The organism is Dokdonella sp. (genome assembly GCF_049593775.1).
GTDB lineage: Bacteria > Pseudomonadota > Gammaproteobacteria > Xanthomonadales > Rhodanobacteraceae > Dokdonella.
This window is the reverse complement of the sequence record NZ_JBAWHJ010000494.1, coordinates 1-13,690: the sequence shown is the minus strand read 5'-3', so window position 1 is coordinate 13,690 and position 13,690 is coordinate 1. Positions and strand designations below refer to the sequence as shown.

The 13,690-nt window shown below is 62.5% G+C and carries 12 protein-coding genes; 2 read left to right on the top strand and 10 right to left on the bottom strand.

Going from position 1 to position 13,690, the window contains the following annotated elements:
* Positions 1-85: 85 nt before the first annotated feature.
* Positions 86-1,594, bottom strand: coding sequence for a GTPase (locus WBP53_RS17200; protein WP_423930977.1), 1,509 nt, complete (start codon positions 1,592-1,594; stop codon positions 86-88).
* 103 nt (positions 1,595-1,697) lie between these two features.
* Between WBP53_RS17200 and WBP53_RS17195 the strand changes: the two genes are divergently transcribed.
* Positions 1,698-5,315: an ATP-binding protein gene (locus WBP53_RS17195; RefSeq protein ID WP_423930976.1), complete on the top strand. Its 3,618-nt coding sequence runs from the start codon at positions 1,698-1,700 to the stop codon at positions 5,313-5,315.
* 31 nt (positions 5,316-5,346) lie between these two features.
* On the opposite strand, the gene WBP53_RS17190 is transcribed toward WBP53_RS17195, so the two are convergent.
* The 9 genes from WBP53_RS17190 to WBP53_RS17150 all read right to left on the bottom strand — a co-directional run bounded on the left by WBP53_RS17190 (position 5,347) and on the right by WBP53_RS17150 (position 13,127).
* On the bottom strand, positions 5,347-5,841 hold the full coding sequence (locus WBP53_RS17190; RefSeq protein ID WP_423930975.1) for a RidA family protein: 495 nt from the start codon (positions 5,839-5,841) through the stop codon (positions 5,347-5,349).
* 12 nt (positions 5,842-5,853) lie between these two features.
* Positions 5,854-6,318 (bottom strand): c-type cytochrome, encoded by a 465-nt coding sequence (locus WBP53_RS17185; RefSeq protein ID WP_423930974.1) that lies wholly within the window; start codon positions 6,316-6,318, stop codon positions 5,854-5,856.
* Positions 6,315-7,925 carry a flavin monoamine oxidase family protein gene (locus tag WBP53_RS17180; RefSeq protein WP_423930973.1) on the bottom strand — a complete coding sequence of 537 codons (1,611 nt, stop codon included), beginning with the start codon at positions 7,923-7,925 and terminating at the stop codon, positions 6,315-6,317. Before WBP53_RS17180 ends, WBP53_RS17185 begins: the two co-directional genes overlap by 4 nt.
* 106 nt (positions 7,926-8,031) lie before the next feature.
* The gene (locus WBP53_RS17175; RefSeq protein ID WP_423930972.1) at positions 8,032-9,078 is read right to left on the bottom strand and encodes a TraB/GumN family protein; all 1,047 of its coding nucleotides are present in this window, start codon (positions 9,076-9,078) and stop codon (positions 8,032-8,034) included.
* 17 nt (positions 9,079-9,095) lie between these two features.
* On the bottom strand, positions 9,096-10,142 hold the full coding sequence (gene hemE, locus WBP53_RS17170; protein ID WP_423930971.1) for a uroporphyrinogen decarboxylase: 1,047 nt from the start codon (positions 10,140-10,142) through the stop codon (positions 9,096-9,098).
* Between the two features lie 17 nt (positions 10,143-10,159).
* Positions 10,160-11,164 carry a hypothetical protein gene (locus tag WBP53_RS17165; protein WP_423930970.1) on the bottom strand — a complete coding sequence of 335 codons (1,005 nt, stop codon included), beginning with the start codon at positions 11,162-11,164 and terminating at the stop codon, positions 10,160-10,162.
* Positions 11,154-11,414, bottom strand: a complete 261-nt coding sequence (locus tag WBP53_RS17160) for a WGR domain-containing protein (protein WP_423930969.1) — start codon at positions 11,412-11,414, stop codon at positions 11,154-11,156. Before WBP53_RS17160 ends, WBP53_RS17165 begins: the two co-directional genes overlap by 11 nt.
* A gap of 76 nt (positions 11,415-11,490) precedes the next feature.
* Positions 11,491-12,579, bottom strand: a complete 1,089-nt coding sequence (gene aroB, locus WBP53_RS17155) for a 3-dehydroquinate synthase (RefSeq protein WP_423930968.1) — start codon at positions 12,577-12,579, stop codon at positions 11,491-11,493.
* Positions 12,576-13,127, bottom strand: coding sequence for a shikimate kinase (locus WBP53_RS17150; RefSeq protein WP_423930967.1), 552 nt, complete (start codon positions 13,125-13,127; stop codon positions 12,576-12,578). The genes aroB and WBP53_RS17150 overlap by 4 nt, the downstream gene beginning before the upstream one ends.
* A gap of 177 nt (positions 13,128-13,304) precedes the next feature.
* On the opposite strand from WBP53_RS17150, the gene xrtH reads away from it, so the two are divergent.
* The coding region (gene xrtH, locus WBP53_RS17145) for an exosortase H (protein ID WP_423930966.1) at positions 13,305-13,690 on the top strand (386 nt) is incomplete at its 3' end.

The following is a 13,690-nucleotide window of genomic DNA, read 5'->3' as shown; positions in this document are numbered from 1 at the left end:
CGCTGCAGCTTGGCAAATTGCCATGACATGCGCCACCCACGGCTCATTGACGGTTTGTCTTCCTGACTTGACCAATCCTGGTGGATCAATCGGTCCGCCGGTTGCTGTCCGCGGATTTGCGCATGGAATCGATAACGATGCGGGCAACTCGTTCGACCCGGTCACGCGCAGGCTCGGTCAGCAGCTCGCGAATGTTCTGCTCGGCTTGGTCCTGGTCAAGGCGGGCGTGTTCGGCCAGCGTATTGGCAACGGCGCGGCCGAGCGAGTCAAAAGCGAGGCCATAGGCCACTGCGTGGAGTACGCCGCCGCCCAGGGTACCCAATCCCGGGAACGCCTTGAGTGCATTGCCAGCGATGGCGAGCACGATGGCCGTGGTATTGCGGATCGTCAGCCCTAGCCTTGCCAGCAGGTTCTCGACATCGAGCTCGCGCGCCGGGACATCGTGAATGCGTGCCAGTTCGCGGACCATGGCGGTGCCGAGTGCACCCTGGATGATGATGTCGGTGCCGGGCGCAACGGCAGCCATTGCACCGACCACGGCACGCCGCGTGTAGCGCGTGATCGTGGCTTCGGATTCACGCAAGGCAACCTCACGCGCGAGGACGCCGGCACGCTGGTCTACATGCAGCAGTACGGAGGCCTCCCGGGCTGGTTCAAGTGCGGCCTGGCCCTGTGCGGCCACGCGCATCAGTTCGCTGAGCAAGGCATCGATGTCTGCATTGCGTTCGCGTTCGACGCGCTCGACACGGCCATCGGCAAGATGCCGTTCGAATCGCTCGCTGCCACCGGCGCTGATGGTGATGATGGCGCGACAGACCCCGGCATAGCGTGACTGGAAGGAATCCATCAGCGCTTCGCGCTCGTTGTCTTCGAACTGGTCGGATTTGTTCAGCGCGAGAATCAGGGGCTTGCCGAATCCGGCAAGCCAGCGCAGCTCGGTATCCTGGGCCCGGGTCAGGTCGGAGCTGGCCACGTAGATCACGGCGTGTGAACGCAATGCTTCGTCGCGGGCAAGCTGCTCGCGTTGCTGGCCGGAGACCTCACCCGTGCCCGGCATGTCGGCGATGATCAGTTCGCGCTGGTCGGGGAGTCGGCCGCGGAAATGGTGGACCCAGCGCGTAGTACCGCCGATCACGTCGACGTCAGCCACCGCTTCGTCCGTGAGCTGGCGTACCAGGCTGGTCTTCCCGGTGCTGATTTCGCCGAACAATGCCACATGGATTTCGCCGCTCTGGCGGCGTCTGTCGAGCTCGATGAGCTCCTGTTCGAGGCTGGCGGCTGATTCATCTCTTGTCAGCAGGTCGGCTACACGCGTTTCGACCGACTCGCGCGCGGGAACTTTCCCGACGGACTTGCGCGCCGATCGTCGCGGCGTCGGACGCAGAAGCTTCCACGCCAGCATGCCCAGTGCGAGCACAACGCCGGCCACGAGGATAATCAATGGGACCCGTACCAGCAGGGGCAAGCCGAGCAGGCGCTCGTACAACTCAAGCAGGCTGTTGAGTGTGCTGATGGCCAGGCCGATCAGCAGCACGGCGACGAGACCAAGCAGGCCAAGCAGGACCAGGCGCAATGGCAGGCGGGAATGCGACATGGCCTGATTCTATCCTGTTGGGCTGGTCGCTCCCGGTGGCCGTCGACCGGCACCTCATGGCACCATCGGCTGGACGGGATTCTGATCATGCAGGGAGAGCGCCATGTGGCGATTCGCGGCGGTGTTGCTCAGTTGGCTGGTACCTGCTCTGGTGGTCGCCGGACCGCCACCTTCGGATCCATGGTTCGAAGTGCTGCGCGTGGCCGATGGACTGCCTTCCAGCGACGTCTACGCGGTGCGCCAGGATGCTGATGGATTCGTCTGGATCGGTACGCGCGATGGGCTGGCTCGCTACGATGGTGTCGACTATCGCGTCTGGCGGCATGATCCGGACGATGCAGGCTCGTTGGCGAGCAATGATGTATCGGCGCTTTTGGTCGACCGGGATGGGCGAATCTGGACCGGCGGCGAAGCCAGCGGCTTGAATGAAATGCTGGATGAAACCCGGTTCCGTCGCTATCTGCACGACAAGGACGATCCGACCAGCATCAGCAGTGACGATGTGTTCACGGTTGCTCAGGATGCGGATGGCACGATCTGGGTCGGCACCTATCTGGGTGGCCTCAACCGGCTACTCGAGGATGGAAGCTTCGAGCGCATCGAGCATGATCCTGAAAACCCCGCCAGCCTGAGCTCAACTACGGTCATCTCACTGGCGGGTGATCAGTCAGGGCGTCTCTGGATCGGTACCGACGACGGACTGGATGTGCGCGAGCGTGATGGCCGGCTGGTCCACATCGCCCTGCCTGCACTCGAGCGCCACGCGGAAAACCTGCCGATCGGGAGCCTGCGCGTGCAGGACGACGGGAGCGTTCTGGTGGGCAGTGACTATGGCGTGGCCAGGGTGCGCGCCGATCTCTCCGTTGCGGAAACTCTGATCGAGACTGACGTGCGCACGGCCACCTCGGCCACGGTCCGCGACAGCGACGGCAGTCGCTGGATCGGAACAACAGGTGGCCTGGTACGTCTGGAAAAAGGCACGCAAACACGCTACGGCGGCGGCGACACGCTGCCCGGCGATTTGTCTTCATCACGAATCATGGATCTGCTTCGTGACCGCGAGGGCGGTCTCTGGATAGCCCTGTTCGAAGGCGGTATCGCACGCTTGCCGGCGCGCTGGCGGAATTTCTCCGTGTGGCGCCATCGGCCCGGGGAGGAGGCTAGCCTGAGGCACACTGTTTCCGAGGCGGTCAGCGTCGATGCGGATGGTGGCATCTGGGTTGCCGGTGGTCGCGATGGAATCGACCATATCGACGCGATTTCCGGCAAGGTGAAACGTCACGGCGTGCGGCTTGAGGTGCAGGGCAGTGCAGTGAGATCGGTGCTGCAGATTGGCGAATTCCTGTGGGTGGGGCATCAGCGCGGGATTCGCCGCTACGCCCTCGACGGCAGCGGCATGACCGAGCTTCCGGTCGTGGTCGATTCGCCTGATGCGCTGCCTCGGGGCTATGCCAACCAGATCTTGCTTGATGGTGATTCGATGATCTGGGCCAGCCTTCGCGGCGGTGGCGTCGCCAGGATCGACCCGACCACGTTGTCCATTCGCAGCTACTCGGTTGGCTCCGAAACACTTGGCGACGCCGACATCGCCAATATCGTGCTCGATCCTCAAGGTGTTCCATGGATTGCGACAAGCATCGGCGTCGAGCGCTACGACGCCAGCCAGGATCGCTTCATGCGCGTCCCGGGTGCTCCGGATGAGGCGATACATGCACTCACGTTCGCCGATGCCCACTCACTCTGGCTGCACCGGCTCGGTGCACTGGAGCGCTACGACTGGCGCGATGGAAAGCTCACGCCCTCGGTCCAGTTCGCCAGTGCGGAAGGTTGGCCGGCCATGCAAGTCAGTGACCTGCATGTGACGACCGATGGCAGCATCTGGGCAGCAAGTCAGCGCGGCCTCTGGCGTATCGATGTCGACCTTTCAGGCATCCGTCGCTTCAGCGAACGCGATGGTCTGCCAAGTGCCGAGCTGGTCGGGCATTTTGCCAAGGCTCCCGATGGCAGCGTTTACATCAACTCGCGCGCCGGATTGATCGGCTTCGATCCGCAGGCCATTTCGCTGGACTCTCCTGCGCCACTGCTCAAATTGACAGGACTTTCGGTGCGTCGTGATGGCGAGGTCATTGCCCTGGATGCAACGGCCGCTGTGGGACTGAAACATTCCTATCGCGAGTTGAGCGTCACGGCGAGGGCCTTGTCGTTCCTCAATCCGGCCGGAAATCGCTACCAGTTCCGTCTGGCAGGATTTGATGAGGGTTGGGTTGATACCGGTGCGCGTGGCGAGCGTGTGTTCTCGCAGTTGCCGGCCGGCAACTATACGTTGCAGGTTCGCGCAGCCAATGCAGACGGTATCTGGAGCGAATCAACCCCCGAAATTGCGATCCGGGTTGCCGCTGCGCCCTGGTTGCAGCCGGGTGCATGGTTTGCGTATCTGGTCTTGTTCGGACTGGTCGTGTTTGCCTCCATGCGCGCCTGGCGGCATCGTGTCGACCAGCGCCACGCCATGGCACTGGCCGATGAGCAGCGCCGCAACGCCGAGCAACTGGGCAAGGCCAAATCGGCCTTCCTTGCCACGATGAGTCATGAGATCCGCACGCCGATGACTGGCGTGCTGGGCATGGCCGAACTGCTGCGCGGCACTGCTCTGGACGAGCGCCAGCGAGGCTATGCCGAGGCGATCAGCCGCTCCGGAGACATGCTGCTGCGCCTGGTCAATGACAGTCTCGATCTGGCTCGGATCGAAGCAGGCAAGCTCGAACTGGTGAAGCAGCCGCTCGATCCTGTGGAGCTGCTGCGTGAAATATGCGCGCTGGAGCAACCCCTGGCGCAAAAAAAGGATCTGGCCCTGGAACTGAACGTAAGCGAGCCTATGCCAGCCCGGGTCCTGGGCGATGCGCTGCGCATCAAGCAGGTGCTGCTCAACCTGGTGAACAATGCCATCAAGTTCACCGAACATGGCCGGATCGAACTGGGCGCAGCCGATGTCGGCGACGGCTGGATCGCATTCACGGTCTCGGATACGGGGCCCGGCATGAATGCCGACCTGCGTAGCCGTCTGTTTGGTCGTTTCGAGCAATCCGGTGAACAGGCGCAAAGCCTGGGTAGCAGCGGCCTCGGGTTGTCGATCTGTCGCGAACTGGTGGAACTGATGGGTGGAAGCATCGAGGTCGACAGTACGCCGGGCCAAGGCACTTCCTTCGCCATCCGGTTGCCGCTGCCAACCGCGTCGCCCCAGGATGTGTTGCCCGCATCACCCCGGCTTGTGCAGGCGAACGTGTCAGCGGACAGGCAAACTTTCGCTGCGCCCCCGATTCGCCATGTGCTGGTTGTCGAAGATGACGCCACCATCGCTGCGGTCGTCATCGGCATGCTTGAAAAGATCGGTCATCGGGCCAGCCACGCACCGCATGGACTGGCTGCGCTGGCGATTCTGGAGAAATCCGGAGTGGACCTGGCCCTGGTCGATCTCGACCTCCCTGGAATCGACGGCCTGCAATTGAGCCGGCTCGTGCGCGATCGCGAACGAAGCCTGGGCAATGTTCGTCCGCTACCCTTGATCGCGATTACTGCGCGGGCCACTGGCGATGAGGAGGCGCAGGCACGCAGTGCAGGCATGGACGGATTCTTGCGCAAGCCGCTCAGCGGCGAGAAGCTCGAGCAGGCGATATCGCCATGGTTCGATGAACCCGCCCCGCAATCATCGCCTGGCAGCGATTGAGCCCGTTTGCCGCCAATTTAAGGCTTCCTGATCAGGGGCGAACCGCCGTCACTTCAATCTCGACAAGGAAACCCGGGTTGGCAAGGGCTGCGACCTGCATCGTCGAACGTGCCGGCAGATTGGGTTGTGCTTCGGTGCCGAAGAATTGGCTATAGCCCTTCATGAAGCCGCCAAAATCCATCTTGCCGCCCTGGCCGGGATCGCCGACGAGGAACGCCTGCATGCGCACGATATCGCCCATGCCGAGGTTCATGCCCTTCAGTTGCTCCTCGATGCCCTTGAGCACGGATAGCGTCTGCGCCTCGGTATCGCCGTAGGCTGCCACGCTATTCTTCTCCGCCTTCTCGTTGGCAACCGAGGGCACCTTGCCACTCAGGTAGACCATGGTCTTGCCGGCTGGAACCTCGACTGCGGCGGCGATCGGAAACGTGCTGTTGTTGGGCAGCTTGTGGCGAACCACGGATTGCGCGAGCAGCAGGCTTGGTGCGAGTACCAATGCGAGCAATGGGATGGCATGTCGAATCATGCGGTTCTCCTTTCAGGGTTGGGTATGGAGTGCGGCGACGTCGGCCGCGCTGACTGGCTCGGCGTAGTCGTTGCCGAAGTGCGTGCGAATGTAGTTGACGACTTCGGCGACCTGTCTGTCGTCAAGCGAGGTGGGGCCGAAGAAGAACTCGAAATTTTCGATCGGCTTGAATGCCGGCATGTTGCCGCGGCCATTGAGTACGGTAACCACGACATAATTCGCCGACGCCAGGGCCGGATTGCCGGCGAACGCCGGATAGCTTCCGGCCCCTGTGGCGCCGCGCCCCCCGGGCATGTGGCATCCCTGGCAGATCTGCCTATAGATTTGCTCGCCACTGACCAGGTCGGCGGTGTTGCCAGTCAGCAAGCCGGCCCTTTCGGTTTCCGTGGTTTCATCGGCGAAGGTCGCGCTGGATGCCACGCACATCAATGTCGCGAATACGCGAAACACGGCGCGCTGGCAGAAGGGACGATTCATGCGGCACCTCCCTTCGCGTTGGCTCGTCGATGCAGTCGTTCTATCGCATCGAGGGCTGAAGTGACCGCACCCTCCTGCCAGGCCGGCAGGTAGGAGGCGTGCTCGCCGGCCAGCACGATGCGCCCATCGAACTGGCAAAGGTTCTCGTAGTGCTGCTCGCGCATGGCCTGCGTCCACAAGCCGAAACAGCCCATCGTGAATGGCGATCGGTGCCAGGACACGGCAATGCCGTTGTCGAATTCGGCCCGGTATTGCGGGTGGATCTGCGCACCCTGGGCGACCGCTTCGCTGATGCGCCGGGCAGGACTCATCGAGGAGAATTTCATCGCGTCGGTACCCCAGGTGTAGCCGCCCAGCAGAATCGCCGGCCCATTGCCCTGGAAACCAGAACTTGGATAGCTGATCAGTCCGATTGGCAGATCCGTGTAGCTGATACCGCCGTAGATGCCTTCGTCTTCCTCCCAGAAGCGCCGCTTGAACTGGAGTCCGATCTTGACCGATGCGGCATACGGGACCGCAGCGATCGCCGCAGCCATCGGCCTCCCCACGTTCATCGGGATCTGGCCGAGGATGGAAAGCGGAATCGTGCAGATGCACCAGTCCGCACTGGCGCTGTGCCGTTGGCCGGGCTGGGTTGTGTCCTCATAGCTGACCTCAACGCCGCGCTCGTCCTGGCGGATGTCGATGACCTTGGCCGAGTAGCGAATCAGGCCTTCGAGTCGGCTCGCGAACGCATCGCCAATCCGACCCATGCCGCCGACCGGTTGCAGCAAGGTGGTTTGCAAATCGAAAATTTCATTGATCGGCAGGCTCTGCCAGAGTCGCGAGTCGAGCAATTCGCTCAAGCCAACGGGTGAGGAGTACTCTGGCTTGCCGGACAGGCCGCCGCCGGGTTCCTTGTCGTAGCCACGACGCTCGCTGCTGAGCGGATTCTTCGCGTAGGCATAGTTGCCGTCCAGCGCCCCCCACCACTGCAGGGATGCGAGCAACTTTTGCTGGTCCTCGCTGCTCACAGGTGCATCAAGCGCATCATCCAGTGTGCACTTGGCCAGCAGTTCGGCGACGTGGCCGCGATAATCGGAATTGACCTCGCGGTAGCGCATGGGCTTGCCACCAAACGCACGGCTGCTGTGCAGCCATGCGTTGTTGTTGACCTGGACGAATCCCTGCAGCGGGATGCCGAACTGCTTGCAGTAGCCGAGGACGGCGCGATGCTGGTGCGGAATGCGCCATGGCCCCGGATTGAAGTGCAGACCCTCGGAGAATTCGCATTCCTGCGTCTCGCCGCCGAGCTCCGTGTATTGATCGCCACCGCGCACGGTCCAGTTTCGACCGCCAGCACGAGCATTGTATTCAAGCACTTGAACTGCATAGCCGGCCTTGCGCAATTCGAATGCAGCCACCATGCCGGCGAGGCCGGCGCCGAGAATGAGTACCGAGGCGCCCTTGGGTGCAGGGCCGAGAGGTGGAATGCCCGCGAACTGCGTTTCAGCCGCGAGCCCGAGGCTGCTCATGGCCTGGTACATCGCCGCGCCACCCGCGCTGAGTCCGATCATGCGCAATAACTGACGCCGCGTCATCGGCGCCGAACCGTGCTGATTCTGCATAGGCGATCCCCCCGGAATCAGCCCCGAGTGTAACGGCCTTTCAGGCTCGATCAACAAGACCGGGAATATTTTGCCGCGCACCTCGACTGCAGACGAGATGATTCGACTATTCGGGCGGATCGATGGTGTAGCCGCGATCACGCAACTGGGTCAGCAAGCCATCGTCAGCCAGCAGCAGCCGCATCGGCAGGATCGCGAAGCTTTTGGCATTGCGCTGCAGCGAACTTTCGGCTGCGGTCAGCCAGATGGAATAGATGCGCGGACGCAAATCGGCGAGGCCGCGTTCCTCGACCACACTGGCGTTGAGGATGGCATCGCTGCAGGCATGCAATTGATCGGTGTAAGGGAGGCTCTGGATGGCTTCGATATCACCGGTTGCCCAGGCGTTGCCGCGCAGCTTCATTGCCTCGATGTCGGTTTCGAGGCGACTCATCGTCTTGGCGAAACAATCAAGGTCGTCGAGTGACGATTTCCTGAAGTCGCGCAGCGCCGATCCCGGTGATTCGATGCGCAAATCGAGTTCGGGCTCGACCAATTCCACCTTGTTGCGCCGGGCCGCTTTCTTGACGCCGCCGCTGACGACATCCTTCTGGGAAAGACCAGAGCGCTTGATCGCACTTTCGTAGAGGTCGTACGCCGCGAAGATCGGCCTGCGTTTCTCGACGCTGTTGCCATTGCCCATGTAGCGCGCCTTGAGCACTTTCCAGCGCGCGTACAAGTCTGGCGGCACCACGTCGACCAGCTTTTCCTTGTCGGGATTGTTGCGCGCCTTCATCAAGGACGGCAGCAGGAACAAGCCACGAATCATGCCGCCCTTGACGCTGAGCGACACATTCGGCATCAGGATAACTTCCTGGGAATCGGCAATGATGGCTTCGACGTCGCGCGATACCCAGCTCATCCTTTTCGGCAGCGGGCTCAGCGTGCCGAGTATCCACAGCTCGTGATCGTCCTTGCTGACCTTCCACAGGCCGGGCCCGGGCTGTTCGCCGCTGACCACGATGGTATCGAGCGTGGCGAATTCCGCGCCCGCGCCAGAGGCCGGCACTGAGTCGGCCGGAACCTCGCTGGCCTTGGCTGCGGGCGCAAGCAGCAGGCATGCGATCAGGGTCGCGATGACACGTCTGCCGAGCGTAGTGGCAGGGATCTTCACGACCGATGGTCCCGGTTTCACGTCCGCCCGAATTCGTGCACTGCATCGACAAGAACGGCAACATGGTCCGGGTCGATATCCGGCGTGATGCCATGGCCGAGATTGAAGACGTGTCCCGGGCCTTCACCGAAACTGTCGAGGGTGATGCGCACCTGTTCACGGATCGCGTCGGGATTGGCCGCGAGTGTGGCCGGATCGAGATTGCCCTGCAGGGCAACGCGGTCGCCGACGCGCCGGCGTGCTTCGGAAAGACTGATGGTCCAGTCGACCGCCAGCGCATCGCAGCCGCTGTCGGCAAGGCCTTCGAGATGGACGTTGGCACCCTTTGAAAACAGGATGAGCGGGATGTCGCGTGTGGCCGCATTCGATTTGAGCTCGCTGGCGATACTGGCCAGATAGCGCTGCGAAAATTCAGGGAACGACTGTGCCGAGAGCATGCCGCCCCAGCTGTCGAACACCATCAGGGTTTGCGCACCGGCAGCGGCCTGGGCGGTCAGGTAGGCGGTGACGGCGCGAGCATTGATGTCAAGCAGGTGATGCATGGTCGCCGGATCATCCAGCATCAGCGCCTTCGCGCGCGAGAAGTTGGAAGAACCGCCACCTTCGATCATGTAGCAGGCGAGCGTCCACGGACTGCCGGAAAATCCGATCAGCGGAACCCGGTCGGCGAGTTCGCGACGGATCAGGCGTACCGCATCGGTGACATAGCGCAGATCCGCTTCCGGATCCGGAACGCCGAGCTTCCTGATCGCAGCTGCGGAGCGCAGAGGGTGATGGAACTTCGGCCCCTCTCCTTCAATGAAGTGCAGGCCCAGCCCCATTGCGTCGGGAATGGTCAGGATGTCGGAAAACAGGATCGCGGCATCAAGGGCGAACCGATCCAGTGGCTGCAAGGTGACTTCGCAGGCGAGTTCCGGGGTCTTGGCCAGGGCCAGGAAACTGCCAGCACGTTCCCGCGTGGCGCGGTATTCCGGCAAGTAGCGACCGGCCTGGCGCATGATCCAGACAGGCGTCGTATCGACGGGTTCGCGCCGCAGCGCACGCAGGAAGCGGTGATCGGTCACGGGCAACTCCAGGGTAATTACTTGATTTCGCTTTGCAGCAGGCTGATCCGCCGCGGCCAGCCGGAAGCGATCGGTGCGTCGGCCGGCAGGCGCGCTCGTGCTGCGCGGGCGGCATCGAGGCTGTCGAAATTCGACCAGCACAGGCTGTACCAGCGCCCATCGGGCATGTCCAGGCCAACCCGATAAAGCGTGCCGGGAAGATCCTCCAGCGCGTCCACCAGCGCATCCAGTTCGGCAACGCTGCGCGCGCTGTCGAGCACGAGGGTGTAGTGATCGCCCGGCAAGGCCATGAACGCGCTTGCGTTGGACAGTTCGCGTCGAGCGCGTGGACGCGCGGATGCCGACGCTGTGGTGGACGGCACCGGCGTTGTCGCGGCTGACGGTGGCGCGGGTGTGGGCTCCGACTTTTCGGGAGCTGGCTGTGGCGCCGGATTGGCAGGCGCCGGACTGCTCGGCGGCTTTTGCGGCAATGTCGACGAGGCAGGAGATGCCGTGGGTGCTGGAGCAGGCTTGGCCATCGGTGCTGTTGCCCGTGGCGCAACGGGTTTGGCCAGGGGCGTCGCGGCAGATTGCGCCGGCGCGCTGGGCGGAGCCACCACCTTGGGACTGGTGGCGGCAGGAGCAGCGGAAGATGCTGGTGTGGGGGGCTTGCTCGCTGCCGGTGCCGGCTTCGACGCCGGAGCCGGTGTTGCACGACGTGGCGCGGAACCCGGATTGTGGAGCAGGTAGTTGGGCAACTTGCTGGTGGGGCTTGGAACGGCATCCTCGGGCGCCGGTTCGGCGTCCACCGCTGCGGGCTCGTTCTCGGGTGCGGGTTCTTCGGCGAGTTCGGTCGCTGTGGCCTCTGCCGGGGTCGCGGATTCCGTTTCCATGCCGGACGCATCCCGGCAGACAAAGCGCTGACCGTCGGCTGAAGGTTCGCAGGTCCGTTCGCTACCTGGCTCGAAAGCCTCGGTTTGCGGGCTGGCCACCAGGCAAATGCCCAGAATGATCAGCCGGATTGTCGGGGACTCAATGTGCATGTGGGCTATCCATGCCTTGACTGAATACTACCCGGAAGCCGCGTTTGACCTGGGAATCCCGGGCATTCTCGAAAGCCGTCAACGCGCTGTCGCGATCGAGGTAAACCTCGCGTTTCAGGCTCGAACGCGCGCCTTGCTGGCCCCATTCGCGATAGAGGGTCCAGCCACCGAGCAGGTCCTGCTGCAGTGAAAGTTGATAGAAGCGAGGTGTTTCTGTCGCTTCCGTCTGTGTTTGCATGTAGATGCGCATCGTACGATTTTAGCTGTATTGAAACCGCTTCGCTGCATCCTGTTGTTCGATGCCCTTGAATTCGGTGAATTTCTGTTCAGATCGATTGCATGGCTGCGTCCTGCAGCGAGGCCAGAATGGCCGAATCGTCGATGCCTCCTGCGATTTCTGCCTTTCCGATGCCGCGCCAGAGGATCAGGCGCAATTTTCCGCTCAGTGACTTCTTGTCGAGGACCATCCGATCAAGCAGGCGCTGTGCATCCAGGCCAGGCGGCAGCCGGGTCGGCAGGTCCAATCGCGACAACAATGCTTGAAGGTGATCGGCGTCGGCAGGTGGCGCGAGGCCCAGGCTTGCCGACAGGCGCGCCGCCAGGATCATGCCGATCGCCACGGCCTCGCCATGCAGTACTTGTCCGTAACCGGCTTCGGCTTCAATGGCATGGCCAAATGTATGACCGAAATTGAGCAAGGCGCGCTCGCCCAGCTCGCGCTCGTCGCGAACCACTACACCGGCCTTGTATCGACAGCTGAAGGCAATCGCCTCGTCCAGCGCCCGGGCATCACGATTCAGCAGGGCATCGGCGTGTTGCCCCAGCCAGTCCAGGAAAGTCGCGTCGCCGATGGCGCCATACTTGATGACTTCGGCCAGGCCGGCGAGATATTCCCGGCGGGGAAGGCTGGCCAGCGTGGCCGTATCGATGATCACTGCTCGCGGCTGGTGGAATGCGCCTACGAGATTCTTGCCAGCGGGCAAGTTCACCCCGGTCTTGCCGCCGACCGAGGAATCCACCATGGCCAGCAGGGTCGTTGGCATCTGCACGAAATCAATTCCGCGCATCCAGCACGCGGCGGCAAACCCGCCGAGGTCGCCAATGACGCCCCCGCCTAACGTGACGAGTGTTGCGTCTCGACTGGCACCCAAATCGGCCAGTGCATCAAACACGCGGGCCACGTTCTCGAAGCTCTTGTGCTGCTCGCCATCTTCCAGAATCAGGCTGGAATGGGTCAGGTCGGTCAAGCCGGACAGCACTGCGTCCAGATAGAGCGGGGCGACCACGGTGTTGCTGAGTACAAGAACGTGGCGCCCACGCAACGCCGGACGCCAGATGGCCGGCTGTTGCAGGCTTCCGGCACCGATATGGATTCGATAGCTGCGCTCGCCGAGCTCGACCTCAAGATGTTTCATGCATCTGCTCCGTTTTCAATGTAGTGCCAGTGGCGGGCAATCTGCATGCCGACATTGCGTGCCATCGCGGCGCTGCTGGTCGTGCCGGATGCCCTGATGTGCAGGTCGGCGGTCTCCGCGTAGAGCGGATTGCGTTGCGCAGCCATGTCGCGCAACCGTTCGTTGCGGTCACCGGCCGAGAGCAGTGGGCGCTTGCGGTCTGCCTGCAGTCGCCGCAACTGGGTCTCCACGTCCACATCCAGCCACACAACGAAACCGTTGTTGCGAAGCAGTTCCCGGTTGCCCCTGTCCAGAACCGCGCCGCCACCCGTCGAAAGGATGATGCCGCGTTGGCGAACCAGTTCGGCCAGCAAGGCGCTTTCGCGTTTGCGGAATCCGGCTTCGCCCTCTATTTCGAAGGTGAGTGCAATACTGACTCCGGCGCGCTCCTCGAATGCCAGGTCAAGATCGATGAACGGCAGTTCGAGCCGGTCGGCCAGACGTCGGCCTATCGAAGTCTTGCCGGCACCCATTGGGCCGATCAGAAACAGGTTTGGTGCGGGGTTCATGCAGGGAATGCTAGCCCAGATGCCCGGCGCAGGGTCGGTGACGATCTGCCGGTCATGATGCCGCAGCCACGATGCCCGGAATTTTCCCGGCCACGAAAGGGCGGATCAGGCCGCATGGCAGCGTCTTTTATGCGGGTGGTCTAAACTGGGCGCTTTCCGCCAATCACCCCGAGCGCCATGCTGCGTTTCATCCTGATTTTCCTCGTCTTGCTGCTGGTGCTTTTTGCGGCCGGTCTGACCACCCCGGTCGATGAACTGATCATTGCTCCGTTTACATCAGTGCTGGCCAAGGCCTGCGCCACGATCATCCACCTGTTCGATGGCACGACGATCTCGCAGGGCAAACTGATCCAGAACGCTGCCGGAACCTTCGTTGTCTCCATCGAGCGTGGGTGCAATGGCATTGAGGCCGTGATCATCCTGTTCTCCGCGATCCTGGCCTTCCCTGCGCCTTGGAAACACAAGATTGTCGGACTTGTGCTCGGCTTCCTCGCCATCCAGGTGCTCAACCTCGTTCGCATCGTCAGCTTGTTTTTTCTCGGGCTGTGGAACCAGGTCTGGTT

Excerpts from the sequence above, each read along its gene's own strand:
- WBP53_RS17165 (WP_423930970.1), bottom strand. The coding sequence starts at position 11,164 with ATGCACATTGAGTCCCCGACAATCCGGCTGATCATTCTGGGCATTTGC.
- WBP53_RS17185 (WP_423930974.1), bottom strand. The coding sequence starts at position 6,318 with ATGAATCGTCCCTTCTGCCAGCGCGCCGTGTTTCGCGTATTCGCGACA.
- WBP53_RS17190 (WP_423930975.1), bottom strand. The coding sequence starts at position 5,841 with ATGATTCGACATGCCATCCCATTGCTCGCATTGGTACTCGCACCAAGC.
- WBP53_RS17150 (WP_423930967.1), bottom strand. The coding sequence starts at position 13,127 with ATGAACCCCGCACCAAACCTGTTTCTGATCGGCCCAATGGGTGCCGGC.
- WBP53_RS17200 (WP_423930977.1), bottom strand. The coding sequence starts at position 1,594 with ATGTCGCATTCCCGCCTGCCATTGCGCCTGGTCCTGCTTGGCCTGCTT.
- WBP53_RS17180 (WP_423930973.1), bottom strand. The coding sequence starts at position 7,925 with ATGCAGAATCAGCACGGTTCGGCGCCGATGACGCGGCGTCAGTTATTG.
- aroB (WP_423930968.1), bottom strand. The coding sequence starts at position 12,579 with ATGAAACATCTTGAGGTCGAGCTCGGCGAGCGCAGCTATCGAATCCAT.
- WBP53_RS17160 (WP_423930969.1), bottom strand. The coding sequence starts at position 11,414 with ATGCGCATCTACATGCAAACACAGACGGAAGCGACAGAAACACCTCGC.
- WBP53_RS17195 (WP_423930976.1), top strand. The coding sequence starts at position 1,698 with ATGTGGCGATTCGCGGCGGTGTTGCTCAGTTGGCTGGTACCTGCTCTG.